This window comes from Coprococcus intestinalis (assembly GCF_023656595.1).
In the GTDB taxonomy this organism is placed as follows: domain Bacteria; phylum Bacillota; class Clostridia; order Lachnospirales; family Lachnospiraceae; genus Coprococcus_A; species Coprococcus_A intestinihominis.
The window spans coordinates 24,329-43,462 of record NZ_JAMOKJ010000010.1; the positions used below are offsets into that span (position 1 = coordinate 24,329).

At 53.9% G+C, this 19,134-nt stretch carries 34 protein-coding genes; 32 read left to right on the forward strand and 2 right to left on the reverse strand.

Translation table 11 applies throughout. The features are described 5' to 3' along the window. Positions 1-163 precede the first annotated feature (163 nt). Positions 164-544, reverse strand: coding sequence for a hypothetical protein (locus NBH03_RS08610; RefSeq protein WP_055261531.1), 381 nt, complete (start codon positions 542-544; stop codon positions 164-166). Positions 545-691: 147 nt separating this feature from the next. Here NBH03_RS08610 and NBH03_RS08615 point away from each other — a divergent pair, with 147 nt between their 5' ends. The 32 genes from NBH03_RS08615 (at position 692) to NBH03_RS08770 (ending at position 18,311) form a co-directional block, all read left to right on the forward strand. Further along, complete coding sequence (locus NBH03_RS08615) at positions 692-958, forward strand: hypothetical protein (protein ID WP_117774017.1); 267 nt, start codon at positions 692-694, stop codon at positions 956-958. A gap of 323 nt (positions 959-1,281) precedes the next feature. After that, complete coding sequence (locus tag NBH03_RS08620; RefSeq protein ID WP_055261529.1) at positions 1,282-1,587, forward strand: hypothetical protein; 306 nt, start codon at positions 1,282-1,284, stop codon at positions 1,585-1,587. Between the two features lie 129 nt (positions 1,588-1,716). Then, a complete protein-coding gene (locus NBH03_RS08625) occupies positions 1,717-1,971 on the forward strand; it encodes a hypothetical protein (protein WP_250799182.1) in 255 nt (84 codons plus the stop codon). Between the two features lie 166 nt (positions 1,972-2,137). Next, the gene (locus tag NBH03_RS08630) at positions 2,138-2,632 is read left to right on the forward strand and encodes a hypothetical protein (protein ID WP_250799185.1); all 495 of its coding nucleotides are present in this window, start codon (positions 2,138-2,140) and stop codon (positions 2,630-2,632) included. A gap of 598 nt (positions 2,633-3,230) precedes the next feature. Next, positions 3,231-3,497, forward strand: coding sequence for a hypothetical protein (locus tag NBH03_RS08635; protein ID WP_250799193.1), 267 nt, complete (start codon positions 3,231-3,233; stop codon positions 3,495-3,497). 174 nt (positions 3,498-3,671) lie between these two features. After that, the gene (locus NBH03_RS08640; RefSeq protein WP_117774015.1) at positions 3,672-3,953 is read left to right on the forward strand and encodes a hypothetical protein; all 282 of its coding nucleotides are present in this window, start codon (positions 3,672-3,674) and stop codon (positions 3,951-3,953) included. Positions 3,954-4,130: 177 nt separating this feature from the next. Next, on the forward strand, positions 4,131-4,304 hold the full coding sequence (locus NBH03_RS08645; RefSeq protein WP_156058770.1) for a hypothetical protein: 174 nt from the start codon (positions 4,131-4,133) through the stop codon (positions 4,302-4,304). After that, positions 4,294-4,485, forward strand: a complete 192-nt coding sequence (locus tag NBH03_RS08650; RefSeq protein ID WP_055262386.1) for a hypothetical protein — start codon at positions 4,294-4,296, stop codon at positions 4,483-4,485. Before NBH03_RS08645 ends, NBH03_RS08650 begins: the two co-directional genes overlap by 11 nt. A gap of 10 nt (positions 4,486-4,495) precedes the next feature. Next, positions 4,496-4,714, forward strand: coding sequence for a hypothetical protein (locus tag NBH03_RS08655; protein WP_195509452.1), 219 nt, complete (start codon positions 4,496-4,498; stop codon positions 4,712-4,714). 5 nt (positions 4,715-4,719) lie between these two features. After that, positions 4,720-4,956, forward strand: coding sequence for a hypothetical protein (locus NBH03_RS08660; RefSeq protein ID WP_250799198.1), 237 nt, complete (start codon positions 4,720-4,722; stop codon positions 4,954-4,956). A 2-nt stretch (positions 4,957-4,958) separates the two neighbouring features. Continuing rightward, entirely contained in the window at positions 4,959-5,243 is a 285-nt protein-coding gene (locus NBH03_RS08665) for a hypothetical protein (RefSeq protein ID WP_156333797.1), read from the forward strand. A gap of 13 nt (positions 5,244-5,256) precedes the next feature. After that, positions 5,257-5,736 carry a hypothetical protein gene (locus tag NBH03_RS08670; protein ID WP_055262382.1) on the forward strand — a complete coding sequence of 160 codons (480 nt, stop codon included), beginning with the start codon at positions 5,257-5,259 and terminating at the stop codon, positions 5,734-5,736. Positions 5,737-6,131: 395 nt separating this feature from the next. Next, positions 6,132-6,353: a hypothetical protein gene (locus NBH03_RS08675; RefSeq protein ID WP_055168026.1), complete on the forward strand. Its 222-nt coding sequence runs from the start codon at positions 6,132-6,134 to the stop codon at positions 6,351-6,353. Positions 6,354-7,036: 683 nt separating this feature from the next. After that, positions 7,037-7,228, forward strand: coding sequence for a hypothetical protein (locus NBH03_RS08680; RefSeq protein ID WP_250799200.1), 192 nt, complete (start codon positions 7,037-7,039; stop codon positions 7,226-7,228). 67 nt (positions 7,229-7,295) lie between these two features. After that, entirely contained in the window at positions 7,296-7,655 is a 360-nt protein-coding gene (locus NBH03_RS08685; RefSeq protein WP_250799202.1) for a hypothetical protein, read from the forward strand. Positions 7,656-7,707: 52 nt separating this feature from the next. Then, entirely contained in the window at positions 7,708-8,370 is a 663-nt protein-coding gene (locus NBH03_RS08690; protein ID WP_195368085.1) for a hypothetical protein, read from the forward strand. 459 nt (positions 8,371-8,829) lie between these two features. Continuing rightward, on the forward strand, positions 8,830-9,264 hold the full coding sequence (locus tag NBH03_RS08695; RefSeq protein ID WP_250799207.1) for a hypothetical protein: 435 nt from the start codon (positions 8,830-8,832) through the stop codon (positions 9,262-9,264). A gap of 156 nt (positions 9,265-9,420) precedes the next feature. Then, on the forward strand, positions 9,421-9,912 hold the full coding sequence (locus NBH03_RS08700) for a hypothetical protein (protein WP_250799211.1): 492 nt from the start codon (positions 9,421-9,423) through the stop codon (positions 9,910-9,912). Next, the gene (locus NBH03_RS08705; RefSeq protein WP_250799213.1) at positions 9,893-10,396 is read left to right on the forward strand and encodes a 3'-5' exonuclease; all 504 of its coding nucleotides are present in this window, start codon (positions 9,893-9,895) and stop codon (positions 10,394-10,396) included. Before NBH03_RS08700 ends, NBH03_RS08705 begins: the two co-directional genes overlap by 20 nt. Before the next feature lie 203 nt (positions 10,397-10,599). After that, positions 10,600-11,004 carry a single-stranded DNA-binding protein gene (locus NBH03_RS08710; RefSeq protein WP_250799215.1) on the forward strand — a complete coding sequence of 135 codons (405 nt, stop codon included), beginning with the start codon at positions 10,600-10,602 and terminating at the stop codon, positions 11,002-11,004. A 253-nt stretch (positions 11,005-11,257) separates the two neighbouring features. Continuing rightward, positions 11,258-11,830 carry a nucleotide-binding protein gene (locus tag NBH03_RS08715; protein ID WP_250799217.1) on the forward strand — a complete coding sequence of 191 codons (573 nt, stop codon included), beginning with the start codon at positions 11,258-11,260 and terminating at the stop codon, positions 11,828-11,830. Then, positions 11,823-12,059 (forward strand): hypothetical protein, encoded by a 237-nt coding sequence (locus tag NBH03_RS08720; protein WP_055158124.1) that lies wholly within the window; start codon positions 11,823-11,825, stop codon positions 12,057-12,059. The genes NBH03_RS08715 and NBH03_RS08720 overlap by 8 nt, the downstream gene beginning before the upstream one ends. A gap of 18 nt (positions 12,060-12,077) precedes the next feature. Next, on the forward strand, positions 12,078-12,278 hold the full coding sequence (locus NBH03_RS08725; RefSeq protein ID WP_195368086.1) for a hypothetical protein: 201 nt from the start codon (positions 12,078-12,080) through the stop codon (positions 12,276-12,278). 51 nt (positions 12,279-12,329) lie between these two features. Continuing rightward, positions 12,330-12,602, forward strand: a complete 273-nt coding sequence (locus NBH03_RS08730; protein WP_195434967.1) for a hypothetical protein — start codon at positions 12,330-12,332, stop codon at positions 12,600-12,602. A 9-nt stretch (positions 12,603-12,611) separates the two neighbouring features. Then, positions 12,612-12,965 (forward strand): integration host factor, actinobacterial type, encoded by a 354-nt coding sequence (gene mihF / locus NBH03_RS08735; protein WP_117774002.1) that lies wholly within the window; start codon positions 12,612-12,614, stop codon positions 12,963-12,965. A gap of 292 nt (positions 12,966-13,257) precedes the next feature. Then, on the forward strand, positions 13,258-13,839 hold the full coding sequence (locus NBH03_RS08740; protein WP_250799219.1) for a hypothetical protein: 582 nt from the start codon (positions 13,258-13,260) through the stop codon (positions 13,837-13,839). A 531-nt stretch (positions 13,840-14,370) separates the two neighbouring features. Next, on the forward strand, positions 14,371-14,766 hold the full coding sequence (locus tag NBH03_RS08745) for a plasmid mobilization protein (protein WP_250799222.1): 396 nt from the start codon (positions 14,371-14,373) through the stop codon (positions 14,764-14,766). A 14-nt stretch (positions 14,767-14,780) separates the two neighbouring features. Then, positions 14,781-14,996 carry a hypothetical protein gene (locus tag NBH03_RS08750; RefSeq protein WP_250799226.1) on the forward strand — a complete coding sequence of 72 codons (216 nt, stop codon included), beginning with the start codon at positions 14,781-14,783 and terminating at the stop codon, positions 14,994-14,996. 35 nt (positions 14,997-15,031) lie between these two features. Further along, entirely contained in the window at positions 15,032-15,460 is a 429-nt protein-coding gene (locus tag NBH03_RS08755) for a helix-turn-helix domain-containing protein (protein WP_284703445.1), read from the forward strand. A 12-nt stretch (positions 15,461-15,472) separates the two neighbouring features. Continuing rightward, positions 15,473-16,012, forward strand: a complete 540-nt coding sequence (locus NBH03_RS08760; RefSeq protein WP_250799228.1) for a hypothetical protein — start codon at positions 15,473-15,475, stop codon at positions 16,010-16,012. Between the two features lie 305 nt (positions 16,013-16,317). Further along, on the forward strand, positions 16,318-17,016 hold the full coding sequence (locus tag NBH03_RS08765) for a helix-turn-helix domain-containing protein (RefSeq protein ID WP_250799230.1): 699 nt from the start codon (positions 16,318-16,320) through the stop codon (positions 17,014-17,016). Beyond that, a complete protein-coding gene (locus tag NBH03_RS08770) occupies positions 16,995-18,311 on the forward strand; it encodes a relaxase/mobilization nuclease domain-containing protein (RefSeq protein ID WP_250799236.1) in 1,317 nt (438 codons plus the stop codon). Before NBH03_RS08765 ends, NBH03_RS08770 begins: the two co-directional genes overlap by 22 nt. Before the next feature lie 164 nt (positions 18,312-18,475). Here the strand turns inward: NBH03_RS08770 and NBH03_RS08775 are convergent, their stop codons facing one another. Further along, positions 18,476-18,922 (reverse strand): hypothetical protein, encoded by a 447-nt coding sequence (locus NBH03_RS08775; RefSeq protein WP_250799239.1) that lies wholly within the window; start codon positions 18,920-18,922, stop codon positions 18,476-18,478. Between the last annotated feature and the right edge of the window lie 212 nt (positions 18,923-19,134).

The following is a 19,134-nucleotide window of genomic DNA, read 5'->3' on the forward strand; positions in this document are numbered from 1 at the left end:
ACAATTAGACACGCGTTTTCAGATGGTTCTGCCAGATTCGCGTCCCGTGCGACGGTGCGCTGTGCTACAGTAGCGAAAGTCCTTTCTGCCTGTTGCTTTTATCTCGGAGTGCGGGCAGGAGAAAAGGGAGCCTGTGGCTTCGGTCACACGGCTCCCTTTTCTGTTACCAGTCGGAGTTTTCGCTATCCGGTTCCGCTGCCTGTAATCCACCATCAGCGACAGGCTCCGTTTTTACCGTTTTCTTTTTGCGTGCATCGAGACGCGCCTTGGCATCCTCCGGGGTACTTCCGTGGGCGGTGAGCATGTCGCTCACCTCGTCTGCATGGCTCGCAAGGAATCGGTCGAGTGCGTCGAGGTCGAGTTCCTGCCAAGCGCAACCGACGGCGGAGAGCACACTTTCACCAGCGGAATGGGTGACCAGAGAGCGCCACTTCCGGTTCCGCTCGCGAATCTTCTTTTCAAGTTCCTTTTTCTTCGCTTCGAGTTTGGCGAGTTCCGCCTTCTGTTTCTCGATACGCTCCTCGAAATCTTGAATGGTAGCCATGGTTCTTCCTTCCTACTTGACGGCATCCCTGAACAGATTGTGCCATAACGCGCGGAGGATGGTAAGATTCCGGCAGGGCGCGGTGCCGGAACAGGGGCGAAGGCACCGTGCCCCGGTTTTGCGAAGAAAAAGGAAGGAATTGGGCAGATGTATTCCAAGGATACAGGGAAAGACCAGATGCTGATGACGATGGAACGTGCGCTTACAAGCGGGCAGAAGGCAGGCTTCTTCTTCCTCGGCTTCCTCGGCGGCATCGTCGGGATTCTCGCCGCATCCCTAATGAACATCAACGCGCCGTACCGACCGGAGGGAACGAAGATGGCGGCACTCGGATTTGCGACGGCCTGCGTTCTAGGCACCCTTATCGCACTTGTTGGCTGCGTAGGCTCCATCGCGCTCCTTGGTGCCAGATAGAGGTGGCAAGATATTGAAGGACTTCCTCAATCAGCGTCCGGCATTCTTCCAGCTGCGCCAATCCGTTCGTGTGAGATGAGAAGGGGCATCCTGCGCGGGTGCCCTTTTTTCTCTGCATTGTTATGATGGTTTTATGGCTTGCCGTGTTTGTGGTTTGGTGGTCTGCTATATTTATTGTTAGTTAGCCAGAAGGGAGCAGAGGGTGGAAAATATGCCTGACAATGTGAAAGACAATCCCGTCGAAAAAAGGGAAGCCCTGCTCGCCGACCGTCTCAGGCTGCATAAGGGTTACAGGCAGCGGTTCGTGAAGGGAAGGAACAGACATGGACGGATACACGCTTTCCATCAGTCGTTGCAGTGGTGGTGACGGGGTGGAGGAGAGCTTCAAAGCGAAGATAAAGCGTCGAGAAGCTGCGCTTGATGCCTTTGCCGTTGCAGAAGCGTACTGCAAGGAAAGCTGGATGGTCTCAAGATGCGAGCGGGAGGGATTTGACGGTTTTATCATCGACCTGTGCTCCGATGCTGAGGATGAGACCATCCGTCTCGTCAGGCTTGTGCCCGACAGCGAGGATGGCATCATGGATGATGTATTCCGTCTGGAATACGGCAGTTGCGAGTATAAGGTTTAGGCACGCCATCGGCGAGTTCATTCATGCTTTTATATGCAGGATATAAGGAGTGTACGGTTCGCCTGTTTGCTGGTATGCCAGTCTGCTATATTTATAGTCAGCAAGGGGGACGGCAGTGGAGCCGCCCCCATGGCAGGAAGGACGAACATGAAGGACAAGAAGTTAGAGAAAGCCATTGACTATGTTTGCTCCTGTTGCCCCTATATCTTTAGCGGCAGCGCTGAATGGGACAAGTCGAATCCGGCATTTGCGGGATGGCGCGACTCTGCTACCAAGTATTGCGACCGGTGCATGGTTCGCAAGATGACAGACTTTTACAATGCGCTAGACGAGCATGAGTTCTCAGAAGGTATGCCGGAGTATCAGGCGATTGTGAACTATTAGGGCAGAGGAACCACGGGGCATCCGAGAGGGTGCCCTTTTTCTTCGCTTTTATATGCAGGATATGTGGAGTGTACGGTTCACCTGCTTGCTGGTATGCCGTTCTGCTATATTTATAGACAGCAAGAGGGGCGGCAACCGAGCTGCCCCATGGCAGGAAGGAAAAACCATGAGCACACCGTCCGTCACCATCCTCAAGAACCTCGTCCTCAACTGGAAGAGCAATCAGATGGAAGAGGAGACCATCGCCACGTTCTATCGCCACTATGACGGTTATCCCAGCTGCCATGCCATTGATATCGCCAACTCGCTCGTTGTGGCATCGCGAACCAAGCCTGAACAACATATCGACTTTTCGGGAGCAAGCGTGGAGAGGAACATTCTCAATAACCGAAACTGGTGCCAGCATTTCCTCAAGGCGATGTGCATGGCGGATGCCGATATCGAGTTCATCGGGGAGGACAATGTGCCCTCTGCGAGCTACACCTATGTTGTCACGGGCGCTTACGATAACTTCGGCGGCAAGGACAGCATCGGCGCAGAAGAGTATCTGAGCAGAATCAACATCAAGGTCTACGAAGGAGATGAGAACGGGAATCTCGTGTTTGATGGCGGAGCCGCTGAATGTCTGGCATGGGCTGACGGATATTGCGGGGATTGCTAAGTCGAGTGAAGGGCATCCGGGAGGGTGCCCTTTTTCTTTGGCTTTTTTGGAACTGCCCTGCGGGCGGCGTGAAGGCGCGGGGTCGTTGCGGGAACGGGGACTCGGGGGCGGCTTTCCCACCCTTCCAACAGCCTGCGGGTCGGGCTAGGAACCCTCCGGCCATTGAAAGCGCGGAAAAGCCTTCTACTTGGCGGAAACGGGGGACAGACCTGCCGGGGTTTCCAACATTCCGACAGGCTCCGGGTCAGTCTAGGAACCCTCCGCCCATCGAAATGTTGAAAACCCCTTCTTCTCGGGAAACCATAGGCCGCAGGCGCGGCAAAGCGGGGCACGCCGCAGCGGCTCGGTAGAGGGCGGGGAAAGGAGGGTCGGTGGCTCCGCGACGGGAGGTTGGCTTTTCTTGGCACCCTACGGTTTCGCGGGGTCTCTCCGTGGCGCGGTCGCTTGCGCTCCCTCAGATTAGGGGCTGCTCGCCCCTAATGACCCGAGTTCCATGGAGAAGGCATGGAGTCTCGCATTGTGGTGTGTGCTGGTATGCTATAATACTGGTTATCGGGTAGGCAAGTTAAAGGGCTTGCCGAGTAGACGGAAAGGAATCATGAATATGGCGAGATACCACTACACGCGAGAGAACGAAAACGGCGTGGTACTCTATTTGGAATCGGAACCGGCGGAAGATGCGATGGACGAGTTCGACGATGAGATTGCCGTTGGGTTCAGCGGAAACGGGTACCTGAGTTTTTGGACGAGGTGCCGCAAGGCGGCGGAAGCGCTGCCGAATGGTCTCAAGTATGCGGCGGGCGGCAGATGCGTAATCACAGATACGTTCACGGGCGAGGAAAAGATTTGGAGGGTGGGGCGTTAGCCATGGACATTCAGGGCATCCGGGAGAGTGCCCTTTTTGCTATGCATAATATGCAGGATGTATGGAGTTTCCTGATTTATCGTGTTTTCCTGCTTGCTGGTATGCCAGCCTGCTATATTTGTAGACAGCAAGAGGGACGGCACCGGAGCCGCCCATGGCAGGAAGGGGTTTAGGATGAAGCGTGCGGAGCTTGACAGGCGGATTGCAAACGGGGAAACGCTGGACGATATCGTTCCTGCGCTCATGGATGACGGTGCCGATATCACGTCCTACGATGACTTGAAGCGTTTCGCCATCGAAAAGATTGAAAGCGATGAGCTGTATCTTGCCGAGCATGTCCTCAAGGCGTGCCTAGATGTTGCCGATTACTACGGTTACGATTATTCGATGGGCACATTGGAAAAACCCACTGCTATTGATGGCGTGGAAGACTTGATTGATTACGTGGAAGATTGAGACGGCGGCAGCACGGGGCATCCGGGAGGGTGCCCTTTTTGCTATGCATAATATGCAGGATGTATGGAGTTTCCTGATTTATCGTGTTTTCCTGCTTGCTGGTATGCCAGCCTGCTATATTTATAGACAGCAAGAGGGACGGCATCAGAGCCGCCCAAAGGCAGAAGGGACTTCAAGATGGCTACTTTGGATGTTACGGAGAAGGTCAACGTCCTCGTGGACGCGATTGGCTGGGAGGGTTTTTGCGAAGAGCTGATGGCACGGATGGACGAGGATGCGCTCGATGCCGTCTGCGACCGTATCGCACCGCGTTACGGCGTGGAGCTTGCGGGGAGTCGCTATGCAGCCTAAAGACACGGAGGAGCGCCGCAGGGCAATCGACCGAGTGAACCGGGCATATGCCGATGAGGACTACGATAGGTACGAAAGGCTCATCGAGCGTTATTGTCAAAAGTTCGGGTTTGACGGCGATTACAGTCTTTTTGAGGATGCCTGCACGGATGCCCGCATATTCGGTCACGGAATCGGCTAGAGGAGGAAGCATGACGCTCGGGGAGCTGTTCGAGGAGACTTACATTCAGGGTGAAATCGCGATTCGAAGCTATGATTCGACGGGTACTACGATTGAGCACTATCTAGGCGATGCGGAGGAGTTCTACCCTGACGAACACCCGCAAATCCTTGAAAGGGAGGTCGGCTATATCTTCCCGCTCATGGAGGTAGAACCGACCATCTGTATCGAGCTGAAAGATGAGGGGTGAGCGGAATGAAGGTCAAGGAGTTGATGGATAGCCTGAAAGGGGATGGTTACCGCTTTCACGTCCATTATCCAGAGGAATGGGAGTTTGGACTCATAACGAGCGAAACTTTCTTCGGCAAGCGTGGGCTGGCCTTGCAGCATGGGGAGGATGACGTGAGTTCTTTCACACTGAACCCGTCTTGGCTTTCCTGCGAGGACGAGACGCAGCGTTGCATCATGGTCGAGATTTACTTGGAGCCGTGAGGATGAGCGCGGGGAGTAAGCCCCTGCGCCCGTGGCAGGTCTGCGCAGGGGATGTTATCGGTAGTGGCAAGCGGGTCGAGTACGTGTTCGAGCGGTACGGGGAACTGTACATAAACGCAAGCGACGAGGAGCTTGTGCGGCAGGGAAAGCGAACGTATGGAGAGGAGCTTACAAGGCTCTACGACCTCGACCTTTCCGGGTGGAGGGTCATCGGCCATTACGGGTGCGGACGCGGCTACGAGGGACGAAGCTGGTATGACATGGGGAAGCCGTTCGGACGGCGCTAGAGAAGGGATGAATATGGGCAAGGAGAAAATCGAGGAGAAGGACGTGCGGCTTCTGAGGTATGCCGTCGAGCAGGCGTTTGACGGGGCGATGAGGGACGGGGCATTGGCACTGTTGAACCGTCTGGTCGATTCGGCTTCGGAAGCGGCAAATCTTGAGGAAGAGCTTCTGAACCTCAAGGGGGAGTATCAGAGGAGCATGGAGAACTCGAAGAGAGGGGCATTCAAACGCCTTGATGCTGCCTACAAGCGCAAATGCAGGCGAGAGAAGCGAATGGCGAAGGGGCAGATGCTTTGCGCAGACGGCAAGCCGGTCATGTTCGGTGAGACCCTTTACGGAGGGGACGGACGCGATTGGTTGATTGTCGGAATTGCCGGAGCGTGGTCGTATGACGTTTACGGGCTGCACGTCGCGCACGACGGGAAAAAAGAGAAGAAACCGCTTCGAGCGGAATGGCTTGTCCATGAGCTGACGGATGCCGGGGAGGAGGTTTAGGAAAAGGATGCTGCCAACAAAGAAGCGCTGTCCTAGGTGCGGGCGTGTGCTGCCAGCGGAAGCGTTCAACTTGGTTCGCGGCGGAAGGGAGCTTGCCGGGTGGTGCCGTGTGTGCAACCACCGCTATTATCTCGACCGCAAGGAAGCGGGATTCGTCAGGAAGAACCCGAGCGGGCGGAGGATTGCGCATGGAGGGTATACCGATGCGGTCGGCAGGTATATCGACCTCGGATAGGGAAAGGACGGGCATCCGGGAGGGTGCCCTTTTTTCGTGCAGGATATGCAGGATGTATGGAGTGTACGGTTCACCTGCTTGCTGGTATGCCGGTCTGCTATATTTATAGACAGCAAGGGGGACGGCAACCGAGCCGCCCCATGGCAGAAGGGACTTCAAGATGAAGAACGTCAGGGAGCTTGAGACCTATGGTGCAATCCTTATCGGCTGCGGGATTATGGCGTACACGCTCATGCTTGCGAGCGTGGATGCGCCGGTCTGGGCGACAATCGAGTTTGTTATGGGTACGCTCTTCATGGTGGTCGGCGTGTGGTGCGTCTACCTTGCGGGTATGGAGTACGACTACCAGATGGAAAAGCGCCGCTACCGTAACAAGAGGTAAGCACTAGCAGACCATAACCGCTATCGGGAGGAGTTCGGTCGGTAAAGGAGCTAGGGCATCCGGGAGGGTGCCCTTTTTCTTTGGCTTTTTTGGAACTGCCCTGCGGGCGGCGTGAAGGCGCGGGGTCGTTGCGGGAACGGGGACTCGGGGGCGGCTTTCCCACCCTTCCAACAGCCTGCGGGTCGGGCTAGGAACCCTCCGGCCATTGAAAGCGCGGAAAAGCCTTCTACTTGGCGGAAACGGGGGGACTGACCTGCCGGGGTTTCCAACATTCCGACAGGCTCCGGGTCAGTCTAGGAACCCTCCGCCCATCGGAATGTTGAAAACCCCTTCTTCTCGGGAAACCATAGGCCGCAGGCGCGGCAAAGTGGGGCACGCCGCAGCGGCTCGGTAGAGGGCGGGGAAAGGAGGGTCGGTGGCTCCGTGACGGGAGGTTGGCTTTTCTTGACACCCTACGGTTTCGCAGGGTCTCTCCGTGGCGCGGTCGCTTGCGCTTCCTCAGATTAGGGGCTGCTCGCCCCTAATGACCCGAGTTCCATGGAGAAGGCGTGGAGTCTCGCGTTGTGGAGTGTGCTGGTATGCCGCATAGCTATAATTACAGATAGCAGCAAGGGGGACGGCACCGGAGCCGTCCCAAGGCAGAAAGGACGGAGCAAATGGAAATCGAGAAGAACGATATGGTCATGGTCTATGACGGGGGTGGCACTGTTCCCCACTGCAAGTATACCGGCAGGTTCGGTGACCTTACGGCATACTGGCAGGAGATTGTCTCGGATGCGGTTTATCTGTTCCGGCTGGGGGAGAGCGAGGAGTGCGACTGGCTGGTTCTCCTCGGTCAGCCTTGGTCACCGTATTCACCGGACGGCATTCGCTAAGGAATTGAAGGGGCATCGGGAAAGAGATGCCCCTCTTTTTCGATGTACATAAGTAGGGAGCGTGTAAATGGATAGGTACGAGGTCATGGCAGGCAAGATGGCACCCTTGACCGACGGGGCGCACCGCAAATGGGGATTCGCCGGAAAGGTCGAGACGAGGAGCTATGAGCGGCTGGTCGATGCACTCATTGACTTTGTTGAGACCGGAGACGGCCTAAAAGCGCGGTTTCTCACAGGGTTTGCAGCGTGCTTGGCAGCGGATAGGAAATCTGTCGAGAATCGTGGGTTCGGGGTCGCGGTCAGGAAAGTCCGGTGCCATCGGGGCGAGGACGGCACGGTAAGGGTATCTTCCGTAGAGACGATGCACGAACGTCGGTACACGGTCGATGATTGGAAGCGGGAGCACTCGGGAAACCGACCGGCATGAGACAGATGCTATACGACTTGAGCAACGAATAGGTCAGAGAGAATGATGCAAGATGGGAAATTGGACGGACAGGTTTGACCCGGAGACGGTCGATGAGATAAAGCGGTGCGAGGTGGGCGAGGGCGATTTCCTTCTCGCTGAACGTCTTGCCATGCACAAAGGCGTGGAATCCGTATTTGGCTTTCATGTTAATTGCCTAGGTCTCGGGAAGCCATATTGGGAGAAGGGCGTCTATCTCGGTGATGTGCTCGATTTCTTCGACAGGCACGGCGAGACTCTTATTGAGAAAAGGGCGGGCAGCTGGCACGGCGATTCCACCGAGGTCGCGAAAGCGAACGAGTGTCTGCAAAAGGGACTTGCGCAGTTCGGGTTGACATTGGCGCAGGCGAGGGAGCGTTACGGGAAGCGGGAGAAGGCCAGATACCGTAAATGGGCGGAAACCGTGGCCTTCTTTGCCACCGACTGCTCCTTTCTCGATATAGCGAATCTGGTCGATAGGTCTGTGGCACAGGTCGTACATGAGATTCATGACACTTGGTACGAGGACTACATGTTGGGTTGCATTGATTACATCGCATCTGTGGCCTACCACGGCGGCATCCTTTTGAAACCGATAACGACAGAGAAGGAAATAACCGGTCATATCGGGGACACAATACTTAGCTGGTGCGAGAAAGGGCAGAAAGACGATGGCGGTAATGAGTTCCGTGATTGAGCTGTACGAGCACAACTCGATATTCCACGCCCTAAGCGACGGAAGAACATGCGCTGGATACCATTGGCAGTATTTGGACGAATGAACGAAGGCATCCGAAAGGGTGCCTTTCTTTTTTGAACAGAATATGCAGGATGTATGGAGCCTGCCGTTAGCCTGCTTGCTGGTATGCCAGTCTGCTATATTTATAGGCAGCAAGAAGGGCTGACGGAAAGGACGCTGGCATGGGCTACATCGAGAAGACTTACGGACGAAGTGAGAAGTTCCTTGCATTCAAGGTCTGCTTCTACGACACGCTCGTTCCGACTCGCGAATACAAAAGCGGGTACGCAGCGGACAGGTTCGCAAGGAAATGTGCGGCACAGGGGCTTTGGTGCTCTCTCCACGGGCTTGCGGTTGCAGATGGTAGTTGCGAGTGGGTCGAGATTTCAGCCTGCTAGGCGAGAAGGGATTACAGACATGCGCTATTTTGTTACCGGGCACGAGATGCTTCTGTATCTGAGCGGGGACAGGGAGGAGCACAAGGAAGAGTGTTGTTTCGAGCTTCCAGATTTCGAGAGCAAAGAGGAAGCGGTAGCCGCCGCGCGTGAGTTTATTAAAGAGCATAAGAACGCCGTCAACGACCAGAAGCACGGCATCGGCTCCGTGACCTATTGGACGGCGGAGGTCACGCGATGCATCGAGGATGAGGACTTCGGGTGGCTTCCTTGCGACGCGGACGGCGCCACGGAGGATGGTCACGGTCTCGTCCCGGCAGATGCGACCGCCGAATACATCTGCACGTTGGATGGGAGCCGGGAGGAGCGTGCATTCCAGCGTGCGAAATACAGCTACTACGATTTCCTTGATTACAAAGATGACTGCTATACGACGGTTTCAGGCTACATGAATTAGACGGTGGGGCATCTTGACGGATGCCCCTTTTTTCATGACGTGCGTGCAGGATGCAAGGAGCTTACTGCTTCACTGCTTGCTGGTATGCTGGGCTGCTAAATTTATAGACAGTAAAAGGGACGGTACCGAGCCGTTCAATGGCAGAAGGGAGCCAAGATGGACAGGAAGATTCGATATTTCGTCAACGGGTGGAGCTTTCGGCTCAGTTTTGCAACGCGCCCGGGTTATGACGGAGACCACGAGGATATCAGCGATGGAGATTCGTATGAGCTTGGCGAATACGAGAACTCCGAGGAAGCGCTCGCGGCGGCGGAAGCATTCATATCGACGCATGGGAACGAGGTCAATGACGAGGAAGATGGCATCGGCTCCGTCATCTACTGGACTGTAGAGGTCGAGCGTCGCGTGGAGTACAAAGAGAACGAATGGCTCCCGTGCGATGAGTCCGGGAGGATTGATGATGGTTACGGCAATGAGCCGAATGCGACCGTCGCATATCTCAGCTCACTGGAAGGAAGCCGCGAGGAGCGGGCGTTCGAGCTTGCGAAGAACGAGTATCTGGCATGGCTGGAACACAAGGCAGACCGTTATACGACGGTCTACGGTTACATGGGATTAGGTGATAGATATGAACAGCATTTGCTTTGACACCGAGACTACCGGTCTTCATCCGAACGGTAGCGACCCGGATGAGATTCTGACCATCTCCATCATCGGAAGGGACGGCTCCGTCCTGTTGGATGAGAGGTTCCGACCGACCGTGAAGAGCGAATGGCCGCACGCGAGCGCCGTCAACGGCATCTACCCGGAGGACGTGGCAGACCTGCCGACTATCGAGACAGCCATACCGCGACTGAGGGAAATCTTTGCAGGGGCGGACGAGATTATCGGCTACAACGTCGGATTCGACCTCGGATTCCTTTCCGCCGTCGGGGTGCGCCCGAGAGAGGATGCAATCATCACGGACACCATGAACCTGTTCACGTGGTTCATGGGAAGGCGTTACAAGTTGGTGGATGCCGCCGACCACATCGGATACGAGTGGACGGGCAGGGCGCACGGGTCGCTTGCCGACGCGCTCGCGACACTTGCCGTGCAGCGATGGCTCGAACAATGGCTCGTAGCAGAGTAGATACGTGCTTAGGGCGTGTGAAGTGTTGCTTTTCACACGCCCTTATCTTTGCAGCGCAAGTGTGTGCAATCTATGTGGTTATCTTGCTCTCTGGGTTGCTGGTATTCTGGTCTGCTATATTTATAGACAGCAAGGGACGAAAGTTTTCCCGGCAGGAGGATTCCAGAATCCTCCGCAAACGCCATCGAGAGATTGGAAAGACAATGGCTATCAACCGAGTGACCATCATGGGCAACCTCACGCGCGATGCGGAGCTTCGCAAAAAGGGGGACGCCACGAGCGTTCTCACCTTCGGACTCGCCATCAACGAGAAGAAGAAGGACAGCGAGACCGGCGAATATGTCGATGCGCCGGTGTTTGTTGATTGCGCCCTGTTCGGTGCGCGAGCCGAAGCGCTTGCTCCCTACCTCACCAAGGGGAAGAAGGTTTCGGTGGACGGACGGCTCCGCTACCACTCTTGGATGAAGAACGAGGAGAAGCACCATGCCCTTTCCGTCCTCGTGACCGATATCGAGTTTGCGGACTCGAAGGGTGCCGGGAAGGATACGGTTTCTGCTCAGGGGCAGTCTGCGGAACCGGAAACGTATGATGCAGATATTCCGTTCTAGGGAGGACGGAATGCACTTTCGTGGCGTTTCAGTGCGGGAAATCCCCTTCATGCTCTTCCTCGGCCTGCTATTCGCGGTGACCGTCGGATGGTGGGTGTTTCTCACACTTACGGTTTCGGTCGTTTTCGGAAACGTGGCTGCTGCGGTATTCGCCGTGTGCTCGGCACTTTCCGTCACCGTCGGTTACGGGCTTGTACACGCATCCGATTCCCGTGAGTAGCGTTTTTCAAACAGGACAGAAAGGACTTCTAACATGTACACGATTCTGATGCTCAACCAGAAGGGCGGAGTCGGCAAGACCACCATCGCGGACGAGCTTTCCTTTGCGCTTGAGCGTCGCGGCAAGACCGTGGCGTTCGTCACCACCGACCCGCAGGGCGGTTCCGTCCATGAGGTCTGCGATGACCCGGATTTTGCGGAGGAGTGCGATTTTCAGGTTGTCGATACGGCGGGCGTGCTCGTGGGCGGTGTGAACGATTGGTGCCGCGCGGCGAATCTCATCCTCGTGCCCATGCTTCCGAGCACGCGCGACATGGAGCCGACGCTGAGAACGCTCGATATCGTGCGTGAGTCCGGCACTGGCGCAAAAGCGTATGTCATCGTCAACAACTTCTATGCCTACGGCACACTCGACCGTCAGCTCGTGGAGTACCTTGAGGGTGAAGGGGTTCCCATCATCGCGAAGATTCCCCGCGCCGTTGCCCTCTCGCGTGCCGCAGCAGCCGGTGTGTCCGTGGCGGAGTACGACCCGAAGAGCCATGTGGTCGCCCCGATTGAGCTGCTTGCAGATTCGGTTCTGAACGAAGAGGAGAAAAACAATGGCTAACAAGACCACAGCGAACGCGTTCATGGCGAGCGCGCAGAAGTCCAAGCGCGAGATGGCGGATATCCAGAAGGAAGGTTCCGGCAAGCATGAGACGGACGAGGTGGAACTCAAGAAAATCAGTCTCCTCATCCCGGCTTGGCTCCACAAAGAAGCGCAACTCCACCGCGTCGAGACGGGGGAGAGCATGACCAAGCTCATCGTCCGACTGCTTGCCGAGGAGCTTGGTTAAGGGGATGGTGATGAAGGGATGGGCTTGATGGTAACGGAATCGGAAAAATCGAAGCACGACATGCTGCGTGCGATGCGGAAACACATACGCGAGAATGGCATCACAGACTTCACCGATTTTCAGGACTGGTGCGATGAGAACAACGACTGCTGGTCGCTAGCGCTCGATAGCGGACTTTCGCCGGTTATTGAGAAATACATCGACGGGCGCTTTTATTAGAGAAGAAGCGAAGCCGGTAGCCGGATTCATTTCGGAAGAGGGGTATGGAAGATGAACCTAATCACCATGGTTCCCGCCACCGCGAAGTTTTTCGAGCAGATGCGGGCGATGCGAAGGTACATCGTCGAGAACGGTGTCACCGAGTTCGCGGTATTTCAGAATTGGTGTGATGAAAATAACAGGAGGTGGGCGGAAGCACTCGACAGCGGATGTGCTGATGCTATCGAGAAGTTCATCGCCGATTGGAACGGTCGGGCGGATGCAGGCCGTTGGAAACACGCGGCGCAGGCGGACGATAACGTTTGGGATAACGAGTTGAAGTAGGAAGTAGCGATGAACGAGAAAGAGAACCATCTGCCGAATCTCAGCGACAAGGAGCGTGCGCACGCATTAGAGCTTGCCATGAAGGCTCGAAAGCGCCGTGCCGTTCTCAAGGCACGTATGAAGTCTGGTGAACTAGCATTTACTGATGCCTTGAATGAGGAGGACGCGAAACGTATAGAGGTCGTGTCGCTTTTGAAATGCGTTCCCGGCATTGGTGCGAGCAAGGCGGAAGCCATCAGGAGGTTGGTCAAGATTCCATTAGGCCGACGTGTTAGTGGACTTGGTATCCGGCAGCGCGAAGAGCTGACCGCTTTGGAAAAAAACGGTTGGAAAATGACAGCACAGAAGTCAAAGGCTTTGTGATGTATCCGCGCTGGACGCATTGGCGCGACCTAAAGGGAATCTGCCCCATTTGCGGGGAACCCGCACACGTCGGAACGAGCAAAAGGACGGGCAGGCATTTCTGGCTTCACGACAAGTATGACATGTACGAATACTATAACGGTCATGGCATTCACGGTCTTTGATATTGCAACGGCGGCTTGCAATCCGAATTAGCAAATTGATTTTCAACGAAATCGTGGATAGTGAAAACGGGCACTAATCGAGGTGCCCGTTTTCATATTGAAGCAATGAGAGAAATGGGATGCGCATCATGGGAAATCTCTATACCGATAATTTAATCGGCACCGTGATAGGGCTTTCGGTTGCAGATGATTGGGAAGGTGCCAGACGCGAGTGGGAGATAGTCGGATGTGAGGTTGACGAAACCCATTCTGCAACATGCGTTTGCGGAAAGGAGGGGCTTCGCTATGTCTATACGATAGCGAATACGGAAACCGGGGAAACACTCTCTCCGATTGGGTCGAGTTGTATCAAGAAGTTCGAGCAAAGCGATATGGACGAGGAACTTGCCGGTTGGCAGCAAGCCATCAAACTGATGGAGGAAGCGGCGAGAATCGGAAAAGAGGATTACGTCCATCTGCATAGCGGAAGTTACTCGCGCAAGCTCCTGTACTTCCTGTACGAGCAAGATGCGTTTCGACCGACAAAGTACAACGGATATGATGGTTATAACGACTACCTATTCTTGCTTGACATGTTCAACGGAGGATTCTGTTCGGAAGCGCAGGAGAGAAAATGCCAAGCTATCATCATGCAATCCATCTACCCATGGCTGAGAAATCTCTGGAAGAAAAGTAAATCGCAGAAAGGGAAAATAAATAATGGGAAATAACGCTTGGTGTCCGGCATATCTTGCCAAGGCGATTGCTTCCAAGTAGCGGTTGTTACGCAAGAATGTTCAGAAGGCTCAGGCCGGGTCTTCGATGGAATTGATTTTGTCTTCGCAGTTGATGGGAACCCGAGGTGGCGACACCTCGGGTTCTTGGTTTCCGGGCGAGCCGGAAACCCCGCAGAAAAGGCATGGGAAAGGGTGCGGCGGCACCCCCTTTTCCATGCCTTTTCTGCTCTCGCACTGATAGAATATCAGTGCTCACCGGCCAAGGCCGCTCTTCGAGTTGCAAGATTTGGGAAGTGGGTACTCAAAGTCCACTAACATGGACTTTTCAACCCTCTTCCATCTTGCTCCCGAGCGGCTTTCGGAGCCTTGACGGGAGAGCGCTTTCGCTTGAGAAAACCGGTAATTTAGGATTCCCGGTTTTCTGTAGTCAGCAGAGCGACTATCCGATTTCGTGTCACTTACAAATGGCGGCGGCGCAATTTGCCATAAGTGTTTTACGAATAATGGAAAGGAGAGAATTGCGAGATGCGTAATCGTGAGGTTCAAATAAAGTTTTACGCAACCGAGAAAGAGAGAGAGTCCATTCGCAGAAACGCGAAAAGAGCAGGAATGAAAATGGGCGAGTATGCCCGAGCGGTTTTGACTTCCGACGATGTTTCAATCAAGGTCATCGACACCGAGCCTTTGAAAAAGGCAGCGCACGAACTCGCGAAGCAGGGAACGAACCTAAACCAGTTCATGAAGTTCCTGAACACCTACGGCGTGAAAGTGTTCGACCCGGATGAAGCGAAACGTGTTTTGGAGAAAGAGGTCTCGACATTTTCTGAAATCATGGAAGCGCTCGCGGCGCTCCGAAGGGAAGCCGGCAGGAACAATGTCCATCTGCAAATCGAGGATTTTAACAACCTCGATAACGAATGACAGGAGATATGGGAATGACTTACCACGCAATGTTTTCGCTTTACATCACGACGGGATTATTAGCGCTTGTTATTAGCGTAAGTCTATTCTGCAAATCCGTAGCAGAAGCGAAAGAATGGAAAAGGAAGTTTGGAGAAAGAAACTGGGATTACCTTTATCGAGTTCTCATTGCGTTGGTCGCAATCGCTACATCCGGTTACGCCATTTTCATTCTCTTTGAAATGCGATAACGGGTTTTGATTCTCTGATTTGCGAGGGTACGAAAATGACGGAATGCAATCGTAAAAATCGGCTTTTGGGAAAGAGCATCCGAAAGATACGGATGCGTCGGAACATGACGCAACGAGAACTGGCGAATGCTATCGAAGGAATCAGTGAATCGGCCTTGCGCAGCTATGAACTCGGTGAGCGTAGTCCGAAGCAGAATACGCTCGAACGGATAGCGGAAACACTCGATGTGGCACCCGCATGTTTCGACACTTACGGCATCGAGCGCTATGACGAACTCGTACACGCACTCTTCCTCTTAGAGGACAGGTTCGGTATCGAACCGTGCGCGGATGGAAGCATTCGGTTTACCGACGAAGCAATCCAGTCATGTGTTTGCACATGGCGTGATTGGAAGGAGTTCTTGGAGAAGGGGAAAATCACAAGAGAGGAATACGAAGACAGGAAAGATGGTTCCATGAGATAGGGGACGAACAGGATGGGAAAAAGAAAAACGATTGTTTGCATTGAGACTGGAGAACAGGAGGATGCAGCCAACGCTATCGGTTTATCAAATGGTTTCATATCTCACCAGATAAGAGAAGGAAAGCCAATTAAAGGTCTTTACTATTACTATGCTGGTGAGATGCTGCCGGATGAACGCCGTCAAAAGATAAGGAATCGAAAGAAAAAGCAAAACAACAAACCGCGCCCCGTCATCTGTCTTGAGACGGGCGAACGCTTTGAGAGTATAACTCTCGCTTCAAGGATGTTCGGCGTAAGCAAATCGAATGTATTACATGCGATGAAACGTGGAAGTGCCGTGCATGGCTTTCATTTCTATTACGGTGACGAACCGAAGCCGGTTGATTCGTTCTTCAAACCTAGACGTAGAAGAAAGATTCGTTGCACGGAAACCGGAGTTGTTTATGAAAGCATAAAGGATGCGGCAGAGAGAACAAAGACCTCGCCGAACTGTATCGGTTCAGCTGTATCCGGTATGGCTGGTGGCTACCACTGGGAGTATGCCGATGACTGATTCGGGGTGGCTCCATTACCGCGACCTGAAATCTCGCTGCCCGGTCTGCAAGCGCCCGGCACACATCGCAAAGCGGGATGGTGACTTTTATTTCGTCGATGACGAGTACAACCCGTTCGTCAGGCACGCCCCGGTGAAAACGACGGAAGCGGTATTCCGATTTTTCGCAAACGGTTACCGTCGCGAACATGGGACGGAGCCGGAGGTCACGGGGAATCGAGTTGTATCGAAGCAAGACCTGCTATCGGGTATGCATATAATGTCGGTGGAGAGAGATTCGACAACAGGAAGGAAGGTCGAGAGGGATGAATGATTGCGATGGCGTGAAAACAACTCGCCAAAAGAAGGATAGTTGTGGCACTACAAGGAATGAATCGCCTTTTGCAAGATTCTTTGGTAATGCACTGAGAAATGCGCGAATGATGTGTGGCATGACGCGGGAACAATTTGCGGCTGAACTCGGAATATCTAAATACTCAATCAGAGCTTATGAGCAGGGAAGGAGATTTCCAAAGTACGAAACGCTCGACTCGATTTGTGAAACGCTTGGTACTTCGCCCGAATATCTACTCTGTCTCGGCATTATGAATGCGAATGAATTTGTCCATATGCTATTCAGCCTAGAAAACAGATTTCATCTTTACCCGGATATGGATGGAGCCATTCGGTTTGGTATGGGTGAAGTGCAGAATGCTATGGTCGAATGGGCGGAACAATATGGAAAATACACGTCTGGCGAAATCATGCTTGAGGAATATAAAGACTGGAAAAGGAAATATCAGGCAGACGAACCGGAGGATGAATCAAGGTCAGATGATTCCTTTTTAAAAGATAAGCCAGTCGTATGTTTGGAGTGCGAGGAACGTTTCGCAAGTATTGGTGATGCTGCCGCGAAGCTTCACCTTAATGCCCGCAAACTTGGAAACGCAATAAGAGAGAACGAACCGTACCACGGATTGCATTTTTTTCTTATAGCTGAGTCATGGCAGGACGAAACGAAATAACTTTTCGGAACAGAAGGGAGGAGAAAGAAATTACCATCATCAAGCAGACCGGTGTGCAGAGTTCCGGTCACATGAAGAACCTGCGCGGTTATATCAACGATGACCGAAAGGTGATTCTACGCGACAGCCTGAACATGGACGGCTGTACGAACCCGAAGCGCTGGGCGCACCACATGTGGATGACGCGGGAAGCCTATGGGCACAACAAAGCGGCAAGGAGAGTCCGGGACAAGAAGACTGGGGAGCTTAAGGAAGCGAAGAACACGATTCTGTTTCACCAGATTCTCGGGTTCAATCCCGACGAGTGCGATTTAAACGGCGGGCGGCTCTCACCGGAAGAGTGCATGAGGTATGCCAAGGAGTACGTGGGAAAGCATTACCCGAACCAGCAGATAGTGATGGCGCTTCACAACGAATACTGCAAGGCGGACAAGACCCATCGCTATGCCGTACATATCGTCATCAACCGTACCGACCTCTCCACGGGCAAGCGGCTCGATGAGGGGCGCGGGAAAAGCGCCAAGGTGAAACGCGCCAGTCGCATCCGCGACCTCGACCACGAGTGGGGATTGAAGCAGGTCGTGGAGGGCGAGCGCAATTCCTCCGTCCATAAGAAGCAACCGTCCCGTATCGAGAAGGAACTTGCGGCACGCGGCATCGACTCCTATAAGACGAACTTGCGAGAGCTGTGCCGTATCGCTGCCGGGGAAGCGGAGAACATCTATGATTACCGCGAGCTTTTGGAATCATGGGGCGTTGACACGGAGTTCAAGAGGGGGCGCATGTACGTTACCGACACGGACAACAACCGCTATGCCTTCTCCGTGGCGAAGCTCGATGCAGACCTCGGAACGAAGGGACTGGAAGCTGCGTTCACGGCGAATGTGGCGAAATCCATCCATGCGGAAGGAAGCGCAGCCGTTGCGGAGAAGAGGAATATCGAGCGGCAAAAGGCGATGGGAACGGAAACGAAGGAGAAGTACCTTGCGCAAATCCGAAGCATCTACCGGAAGTACCGCAAGGAGATACGCGGTATGGAGGGCATGGAAATCGTGGATATCCCCAAGCTGAAACTCCCGCGTCCCGATTCGGATATCGCGGACGATTCGGAAGTCAAGCGCCTGATTCTCGCCTGTTGGCGCGGAGCCGACGAACTCAGGGCGGAAGTATCCTCGACGGTCATGCCGAAAGGGAAGAAGAACGGCGGAAACGCCGGGAGCGGCGGTTCCCAGCGGGCGCAACAGGCACCTACGCAGGAACGCCCGGAACCGAACAAGGAGAACGGCGAGCGTTAATTAAAAAGCGGCGCGGGCGGGATATTCCGCTTGCGCCGCTATACGGATGTGTGAGAATCGGCATAAAAGCGCCCGCCGTTCCCCTAATGTCGCACATCAGGGAGCAGCGGGCTAAAGCAAGAAAGTTTCTCCACGAAGGAAGAAAACGCGTTCAGTTTACCTCACTATGCGTTCGCGTCAAGCTGACGCTTGAGATTCGACACCTTCAACCACTGGAGAAGGAAGGCAATGGGCGCGAATGCAGCCGGGATGGAAAGAAGAAGTGTCGCTATGAGGAGCAGTCCGAGAGCGTTACCCCACACGAACAGCTTTGAGCGCTTGATTGCACGCCATGCAGCGATGTAACCAGCCGGTACCGTGCCGACGTAAAACCCGGTAAAGGCTGTTGCAGCCAGCATGACGGGAACGAGTGCAATGATTCCAATTGCACCTGTCTGAGTTATCAGGGCAGGGGAATTAACGAGAAGCAAAAGGAAAACAACTATCGCCGTTATCGTCCCGACGATATAGAGGAACTTCTTCATCAAATCGAAGACTCGTTTTTCCTCATCATATTCGGCGCGAATTGCCATGGTGTTGTCTTGGTATATCGGGTGTTGGTAAGTTCGCATGTTATGACCTTCTTTCTAATGTCAATTCTAATAAGTCTGTTAGTTTGCATGACGGACGAATTACCGACCGTTCCATGTAAACAGATATAGGTTTACGAGTCTATCTTACTATATTGCTGGGTTGCTTTCAAGCTGGTTTGTTGTCCTATTTGTGCGGGATATATGGAGTATCGGCTTGAAGATTTATCTGGTTTGGTGGTATGATATATTAC